We start from the raw sequence: 19417 nt of genomic DNA, 5'->3' as shown, positions 1-19417 counted from the left end.
TCCTAATCTCTTAAATACTCCGCATTTTTAATCTGTATAACCTTTATAGAAGGTATTTTCAAATTTTGTTTCTTGCAATTTGTTTTTTCTTGGTTTTATTTTGCTTTTATCCGTTTATATATTGTAATATGCATGAAGTGCACAATTACAAAAAAATTTTTGTGTGAAAGTGAGGCTATTGTGGTAAAATCAGAGCTTGTGCAAATTATCGCTCGTCATAACCCGCATCTTTTTCAACGGGATGTAGAGAATATTGTAAACGCTATTTTTGAGGAAATTTCAACAGCACTTGCAAATGGCAATCGCGTTGAACTTCGTGGATTTGGAGCTTTTTCTGTAAAAAGCCGTTCAGCCCGTAATGGACGTAATCCACGAACAGGTGAAGCCGTTTCTGTTGAAGAAAAGTGGATTCCTTTTTTTAAAACTGGCAAGGATTTACGCGACCGTCTTAATCAGTGAGAAACTTATGATAATTAAACGTATTCTTCTAACAAGTATCGGTGTGATTCTCACAGCGTTCTTGATTATTTTTATCGTGGCTAATCGTCAGATGGTTCCGTTAACCCTTGATCCTTTTAGAGCAGATTCTGAAAGTTTTACTTATCATGCTCCCCTTTTTATATGGCTCTTTATTTTCTTTGGTTTTGGTATTTTATTAGGAAATCTGATCAGTTGGTTTTCCTATCACAAATACAAAAAAGCTCTCAAAAAAAGTAAAGCAGAGATCGAGAAATTGAAAACGTCTATCACAAATCTGGTGTAATGGTATTTTAATAAAATCTTTTCTCTCTGTATTTTATATTCAGTACAGATTTAAAAGTGCTCTTTTCTTTTTTTTTATACATATTTTAATTGGCTTTAGCTCTTTTGCACTTTTACGAAACACTTAAGAGCTTTATAATATATTTTCATACCTCATATACCGTGATACAAAACATGCCCGCACAATGCTTTCAATCCTCCTCCCATAACAATAGATATCCGCAGGAAAAGTTGCCCCTTATTTTAGAAACAGGTGTAAGTGAAAACTATGCTCTCATTGATTCTGGTCATGGACAAAAATTAGAACGTTATGGAGCTTACCGCATTATTCGACCAGAAGGTCAAGCACTATGGAAACCCGCTTTACCACGAAAACAATGGGCTGATGTTGATGCTATTTTCACAGGAAACCGTGATGAAGAAGGGGTTGGTCGTTGGCATTTTCCTAAAAAGCCACTTGATGAAACATGGACTCTTTCTTGGAATGGATTGTTTTTTCTAGGCCGTTTTACTTCCTTTCGTCATGTGGGGGTTTTTCCTGAACAAGATGCTCATTGGCGCTCTATGGAAGAGCAAATTGTTAAAGCCGAACGTCCTATAAAATTGTTGAATCTTTTTGGCTATACAGGTATTGCCTCTTTGATTGGGGCACGAGCGGGTGCGAATGTTACCCATGTTGATGCTTCTAAAAAAGCCATTGCGTGGGCAAAAGCTAATCAAGAAAAAGCAGGATTACCAGATCATTCTATTCGCTGGATTTGCGATGATGCTATGAAATTTGTCGAGCGTGAACTGCGTCGTAAGAAAAGCTATGATATGATTCTTCTTGATCCCCCTGCTTATGGGCGTGGACCCCATGGTGAAATTTGGCAACTGTTTGATCATTTACCCGCTATGATCTCAAATTGTCGTAAACTTCTCTCTGATAAACCGCTCTCTGTTGTCCTTACAGCTTATTCTATTCGTGCTTCCTTTTTTGCACTTCATGCTTTAATGCGTGATGCATTTGTAAATCTTGGTGGTACGGTCGAATCAGGAGAACTCATTTTGCGTGAAGAAGTTGCAGGACGTGCTCTTTCTACTTCTCTTTTTAGCCGTTGGATTGCTTGAATATGTGTAGACCCAAAACTGGTAGAGTGAAAGAAATTACCTCTCTTAGCAACCCCATCATAAAAGACCTTAAAGCACTTAGCCAAAAGAAAAACCGTAATAGAGAAGGTCTTTTCATGGCAGAAGGATTGAAATTGGTCATTGATGCTCTCAATCTCGGCTGGACAATACAGACGCTTATTTTTTCTAAAAGTAAAATCGGTAATGCTGCTATCGAAAATACTGCCGCACGTGCTGTAGCCAACGGTGGTTTTGTTATTAAAGCCTCACAAAAGGTTATGGAATCACTTACACGACGTGATAATCCACAAACAGTTATTGGTATTTTCAAGCAAAAATGGCACTCTCTTGAAATGATAAAAGGACAGATTAAAGATGTTTACATCGCGCTAGATCGTGTACGTGACCCTGGAAATCTTGGTACCATTATTCGAACTGCTGATGCTGTAGGTGCTAAAGGTGTTATTTTAATTGGCGAAACAACAGACCCTTTCTCGCCTGAAACGGTCCGTGCAACCATGGGATCTATTTTCTCTGTACCACTTTATCGTCTTGATGAAAGCGCCTTTTTAAACTGGTCTGCTCACTTTAAAGGTATGATCGTTGGAACACATCTCAAAGGATCTCTGGATTATCGCACACTTGATTTCAAAAATGGCCCTATTATCCTTTTAATGGGAAATGAAAAACAGGGATTATCAGATCTTCTTACAAATCGGTGTGATAAACTTGCGCGTATTCCACAAAGCGGACGTGCAGACTCGCTTAATCTAGCTGTAGCAACAGCTGTTATGCTTTATGAAATCCGTCGCCCCTATTTAATACTGGAACCATGTGAGGAAAAATATGATGCGTAAATCACTCCCTTTTCTTCTCTTGGGCTTGGCTTTTACAGTAGTACTTGATCAAGCTGTCAAATACTGGGTTATGCACAATATGCCTTTAGGAACAGAAATTTCGCTTATACCTTTTCTTTCCCTTTATCATGTGCGTAATTCTGGCATTGCATTTTCGTTTTTTTCTTCCTTTTCTCACTGGGGAATCATCGCCATCACAATCATTGTGATTATCTTCCTTCTATGGCTATGGAAAAATACTGAACATAATAAGTCTTTAATGCGCTTTGGCCTTATTCTTATTATTGGGGGAGCAATTGGCAATCTCGTTGATCGTATTCGCTTTCATCATGTCACTGATTATATACTCTTTCATATTGATGATATTTTTTATTTTGCTATTTTCAACCTTGCAGATAGTTTTATAACTCTCGGTGTTATTGCCATTCTTATTGAAGAATTGCGCACTTGGATGAAAGAAAAACGTCATTCTAACAGTACATCTTCTCATTGATATGCTCATTGTCTTAGAAAACAGAGCTTATTGACCATCATAAGCCTGATTATAAATTGATTTTTCTTGGATAATTCTTGCAGCTAATTGTTTTTCGTGTTTCTTTTCATAAAATTATAAAATCTTATTTTTCAACTTTACACTTCTACACTTGGTCAATGCAAAAGAAATGAACTCAAATAGAAATCAATATTTTTTATCCATATGTCCTCTATCAAATTCAGAGAGAAAATATTTTACAGCATTTAAAGTTCTATTATTTGCTTAGAACATTTGCTTTTCATATGTTTTTTAGTTTTTACAGATATTGTTTTTTACAGAGCCTTTCTTAAGTGCTTCGTTAAAAAACTCTCCTTTTTTATTTTATATATTGTTTAATAAAAAACATTTTTTCAACTATTTTCAATGGTGTATTGTTAAAGCAACCTATTGATTATAAATATAAATCATCGCTTTTTATATTGGATAAAAGCCCTTAATAGCCTAAATCTCTTTTATTTGAAATATCATTTAGCATACAAAAAGACAGTTTATCACTATATATCAATATGTTATATAAATCCAATTCAATAGCTCTTCTAACCGTGCAAAACAGGTGCAATATTGAAGGTTGAAAAATAGTATTATAGATACTTGCCGCTCTTCTTACAAATGCAAAAATAGTGGATATTTTATAAAGGATTGTATTACATAGTTTCTGTGAATAATAAAAATTTTTTGGGTGTAGTCTTTTTATCTTGTAAAAATATGGCAAAAAATGGAAATATTTTTTATTAAAATGAACCGTTTCCTTACCAATTTGTAAGGTTCCTTCTTCATATAAATCTCTTGTAATTTTTAAATAAATCTCCATAATAAGAGCAAATATGCTGGAATTCTGTCAGTGATTCTTAAGGGTTTTTGTATTTGCCCAATTAAGGCTTATGCCAAGCTTATCTGTGTAATGACAGAGACACTTTTAAAGCCCTATACCTGACGGGACATATGCTAAAGGATTTTATATTATGGCTAATTTTAAAAATTTACGTTCGGCGCCTACTTCTCACGCCGATGCATCAATTGATCAGGGATTGCGCGATTATATGTTGGGTGTCTACAATACAATGGCCATTGGTTTGCTTATTACAGCTGCTGCCGCTTATGTAATTGTATCATTAGCAACGACAACAGATATGAGCCAAGCAGCAGCTCAAATCAATAGCAGTGTTTATTTAACATCATTTGGAGTAACATTTTATACATCGCCATTCTCTTACATTGTTATGTTTGCACCACTCATAGCAGTTTTATTCCTCAGTTTTAAAATTAATACATTGAGCACAAATGCTGCTCGTAGCCTCTTTTTTGGTTATGCTGCTCTGGTTGGTCTTTCACTGTCTTCAATCGTTTTGCGCTATACGACAGAAAGTGTTGTGCAAACCTTTGTCATTTCCGCTGCAGCTTTTGGAGCTCTTTCACTTTATGGTTATACGACAAAGCGTGATCTCACGGCAATCGGTTCATTCCTATTCATCGGATTGATCGGCTTGTTTCTTTCCATGATTGTGAACATTTTTCTTGGATCAAGCGCTTTGCAATTTGCTATCTCTGTGATTGGCGTGTTGATCTTTGCTGGTTTAACAGCCTACGATACCCAAAGCATTAAGTTGATGTATTATGAAGGAGATGAAAGCGACACCAGAGGACGTAAAGTTATTATGGGCGCGTTGAATCTTTATCTTGATTTCATCAATATGTTTGTCTTCTTGCTACAATTTCTTGGCTCAAACCGTGATTGATTGCAGAAATCATAACTTAATTAAAAAACCTTGTTTCTAAAAGAGACAAGGTTCTTTTGTTTTTAGTGTAAGTCTTTACCCTTTGCCTCTTAGGGACTATTCTTTTCGCAAAATGACAAAAATACCTTATAAGCAAAAATTCCCTTGGTTTACCGGTTTTATCCAACAAAAACTCCATAGCTCCCTTTTAAATGCAATTCACAGCCGCTCTCATCATCAATCAAACATCATCAATCAAAATAGTAATTATGATCTGACTGTTGCTTCCTATAATGTGCATAAATGTGTAGGTGTTGATAAAATTTTTAATCCTACAAGAATTGTCCGTGTTATTACTGAATTACAAGTTGATATCCTTGCTCTTCAAGAAGCAGATAGACGTTTTGGAGAACGCGTCGGTTTGATTAATCTTCAGCTATTAAAAGCTGAAACCGGTTTGATTCCTGTACCTCTTAATACTATGTCACCTCATGGACACGGTTGGCATGGGAATGCTCTTTTTTTGCGAAAGGGATATGTACGTGATACTTTACAAGTCACTCTGCCTAGTATTGAACCACGTGGGGCTGTAATTGTAGAGTTGGAAATGGCAGCAGGCCCTATTCGTATTATTGCGGCTCATTTTGGCTTATTACGTTACTCTCGTAAACAACAAACAAAAATGCTCCTTGAAATTTTCCAAAAACGCTCCCTTATGCCTACACTCCTCATAGGAGATTTTAATGAATGGCGGATGGGAAAAGGCTCATCTTTAAATCATTTTTCTCCCTATTTTGATAGCACTTTTGAAGTTGTACCAAGTTTTCCATCTCGCTTTCCTTTTTTAGCCCTTGATAGAGTTTTTTCTTTTCCCCACCAATTGGTAACAAGTATTGAAAATCATCATTCACCGCTTGCACGCATTGCTTCAGATCATTTGCCTATCAAAGCCTATCTTAATCTTTCCAACGCAATCAACATTCTTAAAAATAAATAAAAAAATTAATGTGCCTCATCCCAATTTTGAGCCGTCATGACTTTTACTTCAAGCGGTACAGATAAAGATAAAATCGGCATTGTAGCATTTTCCATAACATTTTTAACAACAGCCATGGTTTTTTTACTCTCTTCTTCTGGTACTTCAAAAATCAGTTCATCATGCACTTGCAGCAACATTTTTGCTGATAGTTTTTCTTCTTTTAAAGCATTTTCCATCTGTATCATAGCGCGGCGAATAATATCAGCCGCGGAACCTTGAATTGGAGCATTGATAGCTGCTCGCTCATTAAGAGAACGAATTTTTACATTCTTTGCTTTTATTTCTGGATAATGGATACGACGTCCAAAAATTGTTTCTACGTAACCATTTTCACGTGCAAAGATTTTGGTCTTCTCCATATAATTTTTAATTCCTGGAAATCTTTCAAAATACAGTTGAATATAACGACCCGCTTCTTGGCGTGAAATTCCCAATTGATTGGCTAATCCAAAAGCTGAAATACCATAAATAATACCAAAATTAATCGCTTTTGCACGCCGTCGTATATCTGAATGCATTCCTTCTATCGCAACACCAAACATTTGTGATGCCGTTATAGCGTGAATATCATGCCCTTTAGCAAAAGCTTCTTTTAATGCTTTTATATCCGCAATATGTGCAAGAATACGCAATTCAATCTGACTATAATCAGCAGAAAGTAACACATGTCCTTTTGGAGCAATAAAAGCTGTTCGAATTTTACGTCCTTCAGCAGTCCGCACTGGAATATTTTGCAAATTTGGCTCTGATGATGATAACCGCCCTGTTGATGTTATTGCCAAAGAATAATTCGTGTGAACTCGCCCTGTTTTTGAAAAAATATAAGAAGGCAAGGCATCTGTATAGGTAGATTTTAGCTTTGCAAGTTGACGCCACTCAATAATTTTACGCGGTAAAACATGACCTTCAGCAGCCAACTCTTCTAAGGTCTGTGCAGAAGTTGACCATTGTCCACCCTTAGTTTTAGCACCTCCAGGTAATCCCATTTTTCCAAAAAGGATATCCCCTAATTGCTTTGGCGAAGCAAGATTAAACTTTTCATCAGCTTGTTTGTAAATTTCCTCTTCTAGAATCAAAGCAGCTTGTGCCAATTCTCCTGAAAGACGCAATAAAATCTGCCGATCAATAAGAATCCCACGTTCTTCCATTCTTGCAAGAACTTCTACAAGGGGTCGATCAAGACGTTCATAAATTTTTGTCATTCCACGAGAAACAAGTTGAGGTTTTAATACTTGCCAAAGGCGTAGCGTTATATCAGCACGTTCCGCCGCATAAAGGGTTGCTTGTTTTAAATCTACTTGTGCAAAAGAAGTAATTTTTTTTCCGTTATGCGTTAAATCTTTATAGGAAATTGGTTTATGCTCAAGCCAACGTTCAGACAAATCATCCATATTATGAGTTAATGTTCCAGCATCAAAAGCATATGATAAAAGCATGGTATCATCAAAAGAGCTTATAATAATGTCGTATTGCTTCATCACCAACCAATCATATTTTATATTCTGACCAATTTTTAACACCGATGAATCTTCTAATATCGGTTTTAAAAGTGCTAAAGCTTTTCGGGTCTCAATCTGCGAGGCAATGCGCCCGCCCCTCAAAAGGTCCTCTTCTCCTTCATAAAAATGTTCAAGAGGTATATAAGCTGCTTTTTCTGGCTGTAATGCGAGTGAAAAACCAACAAGCTTTGCTTGCATCGGATCAAGAGATGTTGTTTCAGTATTAAAAGCGAAGAAACCCTGCTCTTGTGCTTGTGACAACCAATCTTTTAAAATTTCCTCATCAAGAATTGTTGTATAAGCATCTCTTGTAATTTTTTGAGTCAGCGCTTGATCTTTACGTTTTTGTGCAAAAACTTGTGGAGAATTTTCAGAAAAATTATGAAGAGATGCGCGCTCAGTATTCTTGATATCAGAGTCATGCCCGTGGTTCAGTTTTTCCCATTCAACATCTATATCAAGTGCATCAATAACAGCCGCATCGCATGACGTTGCCTCTGCCACGCGACGCGTTAATGTTGAAAATTCCATCGCTTTCAAAAAAGCAATTAAACGTGGACCATCTTGTGGCTCCAAAATAAAATCATCTAAATCATTATCTATAGGAACATCTGTTTTAAGCCTAACAAGTTCACGAGAAATTTTAACTTGTTCTCTATAAGCTTGAATGTTTTCACGTCGTTTTGTTTGTTTAATTTCTGTTACGTTTTGCAATAAAAGATCAAGAGAATCAAACTGATCTAACAACTGAGCTGCAGTTTTGGGACCAATGCCTGGAATACCCGGTACATTATCCGTTGAATCTCCAATTAATGCTTGTAAATCAATCATTTTTTCAGGTGCAACACCCCATTTTTCTACAACTTCTGAGATACCTATATGCTTGTCTTTCATTCCATCATATAAAGATACATGCGTATTTACGAGTTGCATAAGATCCTTATCAGAAGAAATAATGGTTGTTTTTGCCCCAACCTTTGTTGCCAATTTTGCATAGGTAGCAATCAAATCATCCGCTTCAAAGCCTTCCTTTTCAATACAAGGCAAATTAAAAGCCTTCGTTGCTTGACGTATTAGCGCGAATTGAGGAATTAGATCTTCAGGAGGTTCAGCGCGATTCGCTTTATATTCAGGATAAATTTGTTTCCGAAAAGTATCAGATGAATAATCAAAAATAACAGCAAAATGTGTTGGAACAATACCAGTCGCTGTATTACGAGCATCACAAAGTAATTTCCATAACATATTGCAAAAACCAGCTACTGCTCCTACAGGAAGTCCATCCTTTTTACGTTTTAAAGGCGGCAAAGCATAATAAGCACGAAAAACATAGCCTGATCCGTCAACCAAAAAAAGATGATCTGTTGCTTTCATGACAATTTTATTTCTCCATTTTAGCTAAAAACGCAAATTACCCTTATATATTTTTTTCACTTTTATTTTATTTTTTTCACTTTGCCTCTAAAAAGCCATTTTTTCTTTTCATAAGACATGAAGTCGTTGCACTTTATATTAAGTACCTAGAGCTTTTCTTTGCTGTTACAGGATTAATAGCTTTCATTTTGCTCCTCCTATGATAGCTGAGGTACGATGTAGCGACAGGGTCGTTGTGGTGTTCCCCTCCCCACAACGACCGTTTTTTTTGACATCCATATTCTTTAATTTAAATGGTGACTTTTTTAGAGAAAAGATGATGTTATTCATGAATTTTGAAGTTATTCCACAGAGCTTTTTCACCCATCGTGTTGATAAAATCGGCATGAAACCTTTTTTCTTGCGTACTCAATCTTGAAGGTAAAGCCTGTGGGCGAATTTTAACTGCATAAGATGTATCTTTATCATTCTGGATATGTTCATCAACACCCCTTCTATTACCAAAACCCAATACACCTTGTTTTCCACCGATCAGTTCAATATAAACATCGGCTAGGATCTCTGCATCAAGCAAAGCACCATGAAGAACACGATGGCTGTTATCAATTCCAAAACGTTTGCATAAAATATCAAGAGAATTAGGCCCCATAGGGAATTTACGCCGTGCCATAGCCAGTGTATCAAGAATATTATCAACACTGATGAGCGGTTTGTTGACGCGTTTTAATTCTGCATTAATAAAACCAATATCAAAACTCGCATTATGCGCAATCATTGTCGCGCCTTTAATAAATTCCAAAAATTCATCAACAATATCACTAAAACTTTTCTCGTTTTTTAGGCGTTCATTGGTTAATCCGTGAATTGCTACAACTTCATCAGGAATAATAACGCCTTCAGGGTTTAAATAAACATGAAATTGGCGCCCCGTAAGATAACGATCAACCATTTCTACACAACCAATTTCGATTACGCGATCTTTTTCTTTATCTAAACCTGTTGTTTCTGTATCAAAAATAATTTCCCGCATGACTTCAATTCTTTAGTTTTTTTATCACATCAAAAACCTGTTGACGTGTATTCTCTAAATCTTTCCCTGTATAAATAATAAAATCAGCACGTTCTCGTTTTTTTTCATCCGGCATTTGTTGAGCATTGATAAAGGCAAATTTTTTCTCATTCATACCTTTGCGAATCATTACACGTTCTTTTTGTATTTCTGGTGGGGCAGAAACAACAATAACGCTATCCACACGACTTTCACCATTTTTTTCAAATAGAAGTGGAATATCAAGAATAACTAATTTTTTCCCCTGTTCACGCGCTATATTAATAAATTCCCTTTCTTTTTCTTGCACCAAAGGATGAATTATTTTTTCTAATGTTTGTAATTTTTCCTTATCATCAATCAAAATTTCAGAAAGTTTCAAACGGTTAACTTCACCGTTTTCAACAACACCTGGAAAAATACGCTCTATGAATGACAAAGCTGGCTCACTTTTATAAAGCTGTTGTACTGCTTCATCAGCACTAAAAACAGAAATACCCGCCTGCTTGAAAAAATCAGCAACTGTTGATTTTCCCATAGCAATTGATCCTGTTAATCCTATGATCTTCATTCTCTTTTTTCACTCATATCCTCTAAAATGGCTGTCCGTAACGCTTTTGTTACCTGTGGTCTTATTCCAAACCACTGTTCAAACCCTATAACAGCCTGATGTAGAAGCATCCCAAGCCCATCAACCGTCTTGAGATCACAAGCTTTTGCCTGTTGTAAAAAAGGAGTTATCAATGGTGTATAAATAATATCTGTTACTAACGCCGTTTTTTTTGCTTTATGAAAATCGCAAAAAAAAGAATCACTTTTTTCTTCTGGATTTTTTATGCCAATAGAGGTTGTATTAACAATCAAATCAGCTTGATGGAGTATTTCATGAATTTTATGCCAATCGTAAACTTTAATGTTTTTTCCAAAATGCTGAGCTAAATTATCGGCGCGTTGTTTTGTACGGTTAACCAAATAAATCTGTTCAAATCCGCGTTTTTTTAAGGCATATATGATAGCGCGTGCGGCACCACCTGCTCCAAAAACAAGAGCTGTTTCCCCTCCCCAATCAGATGCAAAATCATCAAGATTAGCGCTAAAACCATAGGCATCGCTATTCGTGGCACAAAGCTTATTTCCTTCATACCAAAGTGTATTAACAGCACCAATCATTATTGCTCTCTCATCTTTATAATCTGCTAAACGAAAAGCTTCCTGTTTATAAGGCAAAGTAACATTTCCTCCACAAAAGCCTATTTTTTGTAAAGACGCAATAAAATGACTGAATTCTTCAGATGTTACTTCTTGTGCAAGATATTCTCCTTGTAAACCATATTGTTTAAGCCAAAAATTGTGAATTTTAGGTGATTTTGAATGATGAATTGGAGAACCAACAACAAAAGCACGCGGATAATTTATTTTTTTTATTGTTAAGTCAACCATCAATAATTCCTAAATGACGCAGTTTTATGAGTAGAGGCAGCAAAGGTAAACCAACAATGGTAAAAAAATCTCCTTCAATTTTTTCAAAGAGATGAATCCCTTCCCCTTCAATTTGATATACTCCCACGCTGTTTAGAACATCTTTTCCTACGCGTGCTAAATAATGTTCAATAAATTCTGACGAGAGCAAACGGACGGACATATGTGCACTAAAAGCTTCAACCCAAATTTTTTGACCATTTTTAAATAAAGCTACCGCACTATGAAGAGAATGGGTTTTTCCTGATAACTCACATAAACGTTGATGTGCTTCCTTAATATTTGTTGCTTTGTGAAAAACTTTACCTTCCAAATCAAGCACTTGATCACAACCAATAACGAAAGCATCAGGAAAACGATCTGAAACATTTTTTGCTTTTGCACCCGCAAGAAAACAGCTGAGTTCTTTAGGTGTTTTTTCTTTTGCTTTTTTTTCTACTTCTCTTTCATCAAAAGAAGCTCCTTCAATGAAAAAATTTAAACCTGCTTTTTTTAATAATTTTGCACGATAAAAACTAAGAGATGCTAATATTAACGTATCTGCGTTCATGAGAATTTTCTCTCATTTTCCTTCACGAAATCGTGATAAAAGTTCAAATATTGCAGCAGCAGTTTCTTCAATAGAGCGTCTTGTGACATCAATAATAGGCCAACCAAAACGTTCGCAAATGCGTTTTGCATAGATTAATTCTTCAGCTATGTTGATACGATTTGTATAACTATCAAGAGCAAAACCTTCTCCCAAATCTCGATTTTGGCGAATATGTGAGATTCTTTCAGCTGAAGCAATTAAACCAATAATTAAAGAATTTTTTGCCTCTAAAAGGGATTCTGGCAAATCAATATTAGGAATAAGAGGAACATTAGCCGTTTTTATTCCGCGATTTGCTAAATAGATACTTGTTGGCGTTTTAGAGGTTCTTGAAATTCCCACAAGGATCACATCTGCTTCGGATAAGCTATTGGAAGACTGTCCATCATCATGCTCTATTGTAAAATCCAGTGCCTCAATACGGCGAAAATAATCTGCATTAAGATCATGTTGTGCGCTTGCACGTAAATGTGTTGGCATTCCAAGGTAAGACTGAAAAGCATTTAAAACAGGATGCAATATATCAATACAAGGAACTTTTACTTTTTTACACTTTTTTTGAAGGAGAAGTTTAAATTCTTCATCGATCATTGTGTAAAGAACAATACCTGGCTCTTGTTGTATTTCATCAAGAGCTTTTTGTAACTGTATTTTATTACGAATCATAGGATAGATATGCTCTGTTGCCTGACTCATTGTATACTGCGATGCTACAGCTCTTCCCACAGAGATTAATGTTTCTCCCGTTGCATCAGAAAGCATGTGTAAATGAAAGAATTTTTTTTCTTTTGTCACAGAAATTTTAACTCCTTGTTAAGATATGTGTATATACCTTTACCGTTTCTTATAAAACTAAAATTTAGGAAAAATTCTTCGTTTTTATGCACAAATTAAATGCTCGTGATAATTTTATACCTCTTATAAAAAAAGAGGGGATAATATCTTTAAGATAGTGTTATTTTTATTCTTTTTTTTAGTTCCTTTTGTGGATAAAATTGAGGATAAATAATAATCCACACTAAACACAGTTATAAATAAGAAGAATCCTTTCTTTAATATAAATTTATTAATATAAATTTCTGTAAAAAATACTTTTGAATAGCATTTAATTAATGCTATAACTCTAACTCATATTTTTGTTATAAATTAAATTTAATACTATTTGTGTTTTATATTTTTTCAAGTTTTTCATATAATTACTTAATATTATAGGGATAAATTTCATATAAATGGTACTTGCAGATTAAAAAAATTGAGTGTAAAATATTTCTCTTCTTAAGAATATTTCATTCATAAATTTCCGTAAATTATTTAAGATAATCTTCTCCTTAATTACAAAGAGCATATTTCATGCAAAAAATGAAACTACAAGAACTTAAAAGCAAAAATCCCGTTGAACTTGTTTCTTTTGCTGAAACATTAGAAGTTGAAAATGCCTCTCTTATGCGCAAACAAGAATTAATGTTTGCTATCTTGAAAAAACTTGCTCTACAAGATGTAGAAATTATAGGAGAGGGTGTTGTTGAAGTTTTACAAGACGGTTTTGGTTTTTTGAGATCTGCTGACGCTAATTATCTTCCTGGTCCTGATGATATTTATCTTTCACCAGCACAAATACAGTCATTTTCTTTAAAAACAGGCGATACCATTGAAGGCCCTATACGCAGTCCAAAAGAGGGAGAACGTTATTTTGCTCTCCTTAAAATTAATACAATTAATTTCGAAAAACCTGAAAAGATTCGTTATAAAATTCACTTTGATAATCTTACTCCTCTTTATTCAAATGAGCGTTTCCAAATGGAAATACAAGATCCTACAGAGAAAGATATGTCATCACGCGTGATTGATTTGATATCTCCATTGGGAAAAGGACAAAGAGGGTTAATTGTTGCTCCTCCTCGGACAGGAAAAACAGTTTTACTTCAAAATATTGCTCATTCCATTACCACTAATCATCCTGAATGTTATCTCATTGTTCTTTTAATTGATGAACGACCAGAAGAAGTTACAGATATGCAGCGTTCAGTAAAAGGAGAAGTGGTTTCTTCTACTTTTGATGAACCTGCAATACGTCACGTACAAGTAGCAGAAATGGTCATTGAAAAAGCCAAACGCCTCGTTGAATATGGACGCGATGTTGTTATTCTTCTTGATTCTATTACACGTCTTGGGCGTGCATATAATACAGTTGTTCCTTCTTCGGGTAAAGTTTTAACAGGTGGTGTGGATGCAAATGCTCTCCAGCGTCCAAAACGTTTTTTTGGTGCAGCACGTAATATTGAAGAAGGTGGATCTTTAACCATTATTGCAACGGCTTTGATTGATACAGGAAGTCGTATGGATGAGGTTATTTTTGAAGAATTTAAAGGAACAGGTAATTCTGAAATTGTTCTTGATCGAAAAGTTGCTGATAAGCGTATTTTCCCTGCTATGGATATTTTAAAGTCAGGAACGCGTAAGGAAGAACTTCTGGTAGAACGACAAGATTTGCACAAAATTTTTGTTCTTCGTCGTATTTTAGCATCTATGAATGTAACAGATGCAATTGAATTTTTGATTGATAAATTAAAGCAAACAAAAAACAATAGTGAATTTTTTGATTCAATGAATACGTAGAGTCATTAAAGTTTTTATTAGGATAAAACCTGTGGATACAATCTTTGCTGTTTCGAGTGGATTGTTACCTTCAGGGGTTGCAGTCATTCGGCTTTCTGGTCCTCATGTTGTGGATATAGTTAAAACGCTTTGTGGTCGTTTACCTAAAGCACGTTTTATGCATTATGGAAATCTTACTGCTCGTGATGGGAGCTTTTTAGATTCTGGTTTAACTGTTTTTTTTCCCGCTCCTCATAGTTTTACGGGGGAAGATTGTGCAGAATTCCATTTACATGGAGGAAAAGCCGTTGTTAGTCGTTTTCTCGATGAATTGTCGACATTTTCTGGATGCCGTATTGCAGAAGCAGGTGAATTTTCACGTCGTGCTTTTATGGAAGGAAAATTAGATCTTGTTCAAGCAGAAGGTCTTGCTGATTTAATAGAAGCAGAAACGGAAAGCCAACGGCGTTTAGCTGTTATGGGTACAAGTGGACATTTAACGACACTTTATCGTGATTGGCGTCATAAGCTTATGAAGGCGCGTGCTTTTATTGAGGCAGAACTTGATTTTGTTGATGAAGCAGATATTCCTAACGCAATATCTGATAAAGTTTGGAAAGATGTTGAGGATCTTTGTATTTCTATTCGTGAATATATTACTGAAGGAGAGCGTGCTAGTATTTTACGTGATGGATTAAAAATTGTTATTGCTGGTGCTCCAAATTCTGGAAAATCAAGCATTATGAATCGTCTTTCAGGAAGATCTGTTGCTATTGTAACGGAAGAAGCAGGAACAACCCGTGATGCTTTAGAAATGAGAATTATTCTTGGTGGTTTACCTATTTTTTTAACGGATACTGCTGGTTTTAGAAAAACAGAAAATAAAATAGAACAAATGGGAATAGAAGTTGCTAAACAGCATGTTAGGGAAGCTGATTTAGTTATTTTGGTTTATGATATAGGAAATCCTGAGCAAGTTGATTTACCAGAAACATCGGCTGAAATATGGTGTGTTGGCAATAAGCTTGATCTTTATGAAAAAAATGATCAGCATTGGTCTATACAATTTTCCGCATTAACTGGTTTAAATTTTGATTATTTTATCAAAGAACTTGAATCATTTTGTCATCATCGTGCTTCTGAAATTGGAAATATTGTTCCGGCGCGTAAAAGACAACTTCAATTATTAAAGGAGGCTGTTAAAGAGATTGAATATTCTCTTAATTATCATTCTCTTGATCTCAGTTTACGTGCAGAACATCTCCGTTGTGCAAGTGATTTTCTTGGAAAAATTACAGGAGATATTGATGTTGAAGATTTGCTTGATATTATTTTTTCAGAGTTTTGTGTTGGTAAATAATGATTCACGTGAAACATTGATTATTTCATAGACAGATTATAAAGATTATGTAATTTATATTCTGTTTCACGTGAAACCTTAGAATATTTTCTACGGAATGAATAAAATGCAATCATATGATGTTGTTATTGTTGGTGGTGGTCATGCTGGCTGTGAAGCGGCTTCAGCTTCAGCGCGTGTAGGAGCCAAAACAGCGCTTGTTACACATAAAATATCAGCACTGGGAACAATGTCGTGTAATCCTGCTATTGGTGGACTTGGAAAAGGGCATTTAGTTCGTGAAATAGATGCGTTAGATGGTCTCATGGGAAGAGCAGCAGATGCTGCTGGAATTCAGTTTAGACTACTTAATAGACGTAAAGGACCGGCAGTAAGAGGACCACGGACACAGGCGGATCGACAACTTTATAAAAAAGCAATTCAAAAATTATTAAAAGAACAAGAAAATCTTACTCTTATTGAGGATGAAGTTATTGATCTGGTTGTTAAAGATAATTGTGTATCAGGTGTTATTTTAAAAAAACAAGGAACAATTTTATCTGGTGCTGTTGTTTTAACAACAGGAACATTTTTAAATGGCTTTATTCATATTGGTGATAAAACATGGGCTGCTGGACGTATGGGAGATCAGTCAAGTGTGCAACTTGCTAAACGTTTAAAAAATTATCATATAAAACTTGGTCGATTAAAAACAGGAACCCCTGCTCGTTTGAGTAAAAAAACAATTGCTTGGGATCATCTTCCAAAACAACAAGCAGATGAAAATCCCATTCCCTTTTCTCTTTTAACAGAGAAAATTGAACAACCACAAATTGAATGTGCAATAACACGTACAAATGAGAAAACACATCAAATTATTCGCGAGAATATTTATCGTTCTGCTTTATATTCTGGAAATATTGAAGGGTTAGGACCACGTTATTGTCCTTCTGTTGAAGATAAAATTGTGAAATTTGGAGAACGTGATGGACATCAGATCTTTCTAGAACCAGAAGGATTAAATGATGATACTGTTTATCCAAATGGTCTTTCTACTTCTCTTCCTGAAGATGTACAAATTTCTCTATTAAAAACCATTGAAGGGTTGGAAAATGCTATAGTTTTGCAACCTGGTTATGCTATTGAATATGATTTTGTTAATCCACAACAATTAACGAGAAGCTTAGAATTACGTTCTTTACCGGGTTTGTTCTTAGCAGGCCAAATTAATGGTACAACAGGATATGAGGAAGCAGCAGCACAAGGACTTTTAGCTGGATTAAATGCGGCACGTAAAGTAGGTAAATTAGATGAAATACTTATAAGTCGTTCTACCGCTTATATTGGTGTTATGGTTGATGATTTGGTTTCACGTGGTGTTTGTGAACCTTATAGGATGTTTACATCACGTGCTGAATTTCGTTTATCTTTACGATCTGATAATGCTGATATGCGTCTAACACCTTTGGCACAAAAATGGGGTATTGTGAGTAAAATACGTTGGGAATGTTATCAGAAAAAACAACAACGGCTTGATCAAGCACGATCAATATGTCAAAATCTTTTTTTAACACCCAATGAAGCTTCTGCTCATGGATTACACGTTAATCATGATGGAATTCGTCGTTCGGCTTATGATTTTCTTGCTTATCCTCATATGACTTTAGAGCGTCTTTCAGATTTTTGTCCACAATTACAAACAATTGATTCTAAAACAGCAGAATCTTTAGAAATTGAAGCACAATATGCGGTTTATTTAGATAAACAAGCACAAGATATTGCTTCTCTTCAGAGAGATGAGCGTTTAGAAATTCCTTCTTCTCTTGATATTCAGGCAATTTCAGGTCTTTCAAATGAACTTAAATCAAAAATTCAAGAAGTGTCGCCGCGTTCAATTGCTGATGCACAAAAAATTGATGGCATGACACCCGCCGCGTTATCGCTTATTATTACATATATTCAACGTCAACGACGTGAAAAGGCTAAAACAGCTTAATGGATTTTTCTACAGAAAAAAAATATCAACAATTATTAAATATTGTTCCTTCTGTTTCACGTGAAACGATGGAAAATTTAATTCAGTTTGAGTCTTTAATACTTCAATGGAATGCGCATATTAATTTGATATCTGCTACAACGATACCAGATCTATGGACACGGCATATTCTAGATTCAGCACAAATTTTTCCTTTGTATGCTCATTCTTTACATTGGTGTGATTTAGGATCAGGAGGAGGTTTTCCTGCAATTGTGATTGCTATCTTTTTGAAAGAAAAAAAAGTAGGACATATTAATCTTGTTGAAAGTAATGGGAAAAAAGTTTCTTTTTTGCGAACAGTTATTGCTCAACTTAATCTTCCAGCAACGGTTTATCACGCTAGAATTGAAGATGTATATCAAAAAATTCCCGTATCTGATATTATAACGGCACGGGGATTAGCGCCGCTCAATAGTCTTTTACAACTTATTTTTCCTTTATTAACAGAAAAAACAATCGCTCTTTTGCAAAAAGGTCGGGATTACGCTACAGAAATAAAAAATGCCTCTGCCAATTGGCACTTTGATCTGTTAAAACATAAAAGTAAAGTTGATGAAAATTCTGTTATTTTAGAAATTTCTCATATTCGATCATATAGAGGGTAGAGCAAAATGAGCGAAACACGAATTATCGCTATTGCAAACCAAAAGGGTGGAGTCGGAAAAACAACCACAGCAATTAATCTTGCAACAGCTTTAGCGGCTATTGGTGAAAATGTCCTTATTATGGATGTTGATCCACAAGGTAATGCTAGTACAGGTTTAGGGATTGATCGTAATAACCGTCCTTTATCTTCTTATGATGTTTTAGTTTCGGGAGTTTCAATTACACAAGCGGCTTTAAAAACAGCAGTACCTAATCTTTATATAGTTCCCTCTACACTTGATCTTTTAGGTGTGGAAATGGAAATTTCTTCATCACAAGATCGCATACAACGCTTACGTAAAGCTTTCTATGATGATCCGGAAATGGAAAAAAAATTCAATTATATTTTAATTGATTGTCCTCCCTCCCTTAATCTTTTAACACTTAATGCTATGGGGGCTGCGGATTCTGTTTTAGTGCCTATGCAGTGTGAATTTTTAGCACTTGAAGGTTTAAGTCAATTACTTGAAACAGTAAAACAAGTGCGATCCGTACTTAATCCATCTTTAGAAATCCAAGGTATCGTTCTAACAATGTATGATGGACGTAATAATCTTTCAAATCAAGTTGTTGAAGATGTACGTTCTTTTATGGGAGATAAGGTTTATCGTACTGTTATTCCACGAAATGTAAGAGTATCAGAAGCGCCCTCTTTTGGAAAACCTGTATTGCTTTATGATCTCAAATGTGCTGGGAGCCAAGCTTATTTGCGTCTAGCATCAGAAATGATTCAACGTGAAAAACAAGCGCGTGCTGCTGCTTAAAAAAATCAACTAAAAATTTAAAGAGC

Annotated in this window: 18 protein-coding genes; 12 read left to right on the top strand and 6 right to left on the bottom strand. The window is 35.3% G+C overall.

Annotated features, from left to right (window positions below; genetic code table 11):
- The first annotated feature begins 180 nt into the window (after positions 1-180).
- The 7 genes from ihfB (at position 181) to ACFIKD_RS00545 (ending at position 5976) form a co-directional block, all read left to right on the top strand.
- Positions 181-459: an integration host factor subunit beta gene (gene ihfB / locus ACFIKD_RS00575; RefSeq protein ID WP_012754445.1), complete on the top strand. Its 279-nt coding sequence runs from the start codon at positions 181-183 to the stop codon at positions 457-459.
- Positions 460-466: 7 nt separating this feature from the next.
- Complete coding sequence (locus tag ACFIKD_RS00570) at positions 467-763, top strand: lipopolysaccharide assembly protein LapA domain-containing protein (protein WP_375635364.1); 297 nt, start codon at positions 467-469, stop codon at positions 761-763.
- Between the two features lie 173 nt (positions 764-936).
- Positions 937-1872, top strand: coding sequence for a class I SAM-dependent methyltransferase (locus tag ACFIKD_RS00565; RefSeq protein WP_273787536.1), 936 nt, complete (start codon positions 937-939; stop codon positions 1870-1872).
- A 2-nt stretch (positions 1873-1874) separates the two neighbouring features.
- Positions 1875-2729 (top strand): RNA methyltransferase, encoded by an 855-nt coding sequence (locus ACFIKD_RS00560; RefSeq protein WP_273787537.1) that lies wholly within the window; start codon positions 1875-1877, stop codon positions 2727-2729.
- The gene (gene lspA, locus ACFIKD_RS00555; protein ID WP_375635362.1) at positions 2719-3222 is read left to right on the top strand and encodes a signal peptidase II; all 504 of its coding nucleotides are present in this window, start codon (positions 2719-2721) and stop codon (positions 3220-3222) included. The genes ACFIKD_RS00560 and lspA overlap by 11 nt, the downstream gene beginning before the upstream one ends.
- Positions 3223-4226: 1004 nt before the next feature.
- Positions 4227-5000: a Bax inhibitor-1/YccA family protein gene (locus ACFIKD_RS00550; protein ID WP_012754440.1), complete on the top strand. Its 774-nt coding sequence runs from the start codon at positions 4227-4229 to the stop codon at positions 4998-5000.
- Positions 5001-5112: 112 nt separating this feature from the next.
- On the top strand, positions 5113-5976 hold the full coding sequence (locus ACFIKD_RS00545) for an endonuclease/exonuclease/phosphatase family protein (protein ID WP_208439356.1): 864 nt from the start codon (positions 5113-5115) through the stop codon (positions 5974-5976).
- Between the two features lie 5 nt (positions 5977-5981).
- Here the strand turns inward: ACFIKD_RS00545 and polA are convergent, their stop codons facing one another.
- From polA to ACFIKD_RS00515, 6 genes are all read right to left on the bottom strand, one after another.
- A complete protein-coding gene (polA, locus tag ACFIKD_RS00540; protein ID WP_375646939.1) occupies positions 5982-8891 on the bottom strand; it encodes a DNA polymerase I in 2910 nt (969 codons plus the stop codon).
- Between the two features lie 322 nt (positions 8892-9213).
- Entirely contained in the window at positions 9214-9921 is a 708-nt protein-coding gene (gene dnaQ / locus ACFIKD_RS00535) for a DNA polymerase III subunit epsilon (protein ID WP_375644354.1), read from the bottom strand.
- Positions 9922-9925: 4 nt separating this feature from the next.
- Positions 9926-10510: a dephospho-CoA kinase gene (coaE, locus tag ACFIKD_RS00530; RefSeq protein ID WP_012754436.1), complete on the bottom strand. Its 585-nt coding sequence runs from the start codon at positions 10508-10510 to the stop codon at positions 9926-9928.
- Positions 10507-11379 carry a shikimate dehydrogenase gene (locus ACFIKD_RS00525; protein ID WP_375646938.1) on the bottom strand — a complete coding sequence of 291 codons (873 nt, stop codon included), beginning with the start codon at positions 11377-11379 and terminating at the stop codon, positions 10507-10509. The genes coaE and ACFIKD_RS00525 overlap by 4 nt, the downstream gene beginning before the upstream one ends.
- Complete coding sequence (locus ACFIKD_RS00520) at positions 11372-11968, bottom strand: Maf family nucleotide pyrophosphatase (protein WP_273787544.1); 597 nt, start codon at positions 11966-11968, stop codon at positions 11372-11374. Before ACFIKD_RS00520 ends, ACFIKD_RS00525 begins: the two co-directional genes overlap by 8 nt.
- A 12-nt stretch (positions 11969-11980) precedes the next feature.
- Entirely contained in the window at positions 11981-12805 is an 825-nt protein-coding gene (locus ACFIKD_RS00515; RefSeq protein ID WP_375644351.1) for a pyruvate, water dikinase regulatory protein, read from the bottom strand.
- 555 nt (positions 12806-13360) lie between these two features.
- Here ACFIKD_RS00515 and rho point away from each other — a divergent pair.
- From rho to ACFIKD_RS00490, 5 genes are all read left to right on the top strand, one after another.
- On the top strand, positions 13361-14626 hold the full coding sequence (rho, locus tag ACFIKD_RS00510; protein WP_015857121.1) for a transcription termination factor Rho: 1266 nt from the start codon (positions 13361-13363) through the stop codon (positions 14624-14626).
- A 31-nt stretch (positions 14627-14657) separates the two neighbouring features.
- Positions 14658-15965, top strand: coding sequence for a tRNA uridine-5-carboxymethylaminomethyl(34) synthesis GTPase MnmE (mnmE, locus tag ACFIKD_RS00505; RefSeq protein WP_375635357.1), 1308 nt, complete (start codon positions 14658-14660; stop codon positions 15963-15965).
- A 106-nt stretch (positions 15966-16071) separates the two neighbouring features.
- On the top strand, positions 16072-17940 hold the full coding sequence (gene mnmG, locus ACFIKD_RS00500; RefSeq protein ID WP_375646936.1) for a tRNA uridine-5-carboxymethylaminomethyl(34) synthesis enzyme MnmG: 1869 nt from the start codon (positions 16072-16074) through the stop codon (positions 17938-17940).
- On the top strand, positions 17940-18587 hold the full coding sequence (gene rsmG / locus ACFIKD_RS00495; RefSeq protein WP_375635355.1) for a 16S rRNA (guanine(527)-N(7))-methyltransferase RsmG: 648 nt from the start codon (positions 17940-17942) through the stop codon (positions 18585-18587). Before mnmG ends, rsmG begins: the two co-directional genes overlap by 1 nt.
- A 6-nt stretch (positions 18588-18593) precedes the next feature.
- Positions 18594-19391 (top strand): ParA family protein, encoded by a 798-nt coding sequence (locus ACFIKD_RS00490; RefSeq protein ID WP_375644349.1) that lies wholly within the window; start codon positions 18594-18596, stop codon positions 19389-19391.
- Positions 19392-19417: the final 26 nt, after the last annotated feature.

The organism is Bartonella sp. CR84HXZ (genome assembly GCF_042194535.1).
GTDB classification, from domain to species: Bacteria; Pseudomonadota; Alphaproteobacteria; order Rhizobiales; family Rhizobiaceae; genus Bartonella; species Bartonella grahamii.
The sequence above is the reverse complement of the archived record's forward strand: the minus strand, read 5'-3'. Positions and strand labels throughout refer to the sequence as shown.